The sequence below is a fragment of the Pseudomonas sp. NPDC088885 genome, assembly GCF_044750025.1.
Lineage (GTDB): Bacteria > Pseudomonadota > Gammaproteobacteria > Pseudomonadales > Pseudomonadaceae > Aquipseudomonas > Aquipseudomonas rustica.
Genome location: NZ_JBIVJB010000124.1, coordinates 1 through 665, shown reverse-complemented (window position 1 = coordinate 665; position 665 = coordinate 1). Strand labels below are relative to the sequence as shown.

The 665-nt window shown below is 59.7% G+C and carries 1 protein-coding gene; it reads right to left on the bottom strand.

The window, feature by feature from the left end; translation table 11 throughout:
- Positions 1 to 96: 96 nt before the first annotated feature.
- On the bottom strand, positions 97 to 665 hold a 569-nt coding region (locus ACIP1X_RS25970), incomplete at its 5' end, for a 3-deoxy-7-phosphoheptulonate synthase (protein WP_400755701.1).

Below are 665 nucleotides of genomic sequence, written 5' to 3'. Positions count from 1 at the left end.
GACCGCGTCATACATCAATTTTGTGAGCGACGCAGATCTTGTGGGAGCCTGGCTTGCCAGCGATGAGGCCCGTTCAAGCGATGAAGATATCGAACTCTAGCGGCGAACCTGCTTGAGGGTTTCAGCAATCAAAAACGCCAACTCCAGCGACTGATCGGCATTCATCCGCGGATCACAATGCGTGTGATAGCGATCCGACAAGCCATCCTCAGTAATCGGCCGCGCTCCACCGATGCACTCGGTGACGTTCTGCCCGGTCATCTCGATATGAATGCCGCCGGCATAAGTGCCTTCCGCTTCGTGCACCTGGAAGAATTGCTTTACCTCGCCAAGGATCTGCGCAAAGTCGCGGGTCTTGTAGCCGCTGCTGGCCTTGATGGTGTTGCCGTGCATCGGGTCGGAGCTCCACAGCACTTGCTTGCCTTCACGCTGCACTGCGCGGATCAGCGCCGGCAGGTGATCGCCGACCTTGTTCGCGCCCATCCGCGCGATCAGATTGAGGCGGCCGGGATCGTTGTCCGGGTTGAGCACGTCGATCAGGCGGATCAGATCATCCGGGTTCATGCTCGGGCCGACTTTCACGCCGATCGGGTTGTTCACCCCGCGCAGGAATTCGACGTGAGCGCCGTCGAGCTGACGGGTGCGGTCGCCGATCCACAGCATGT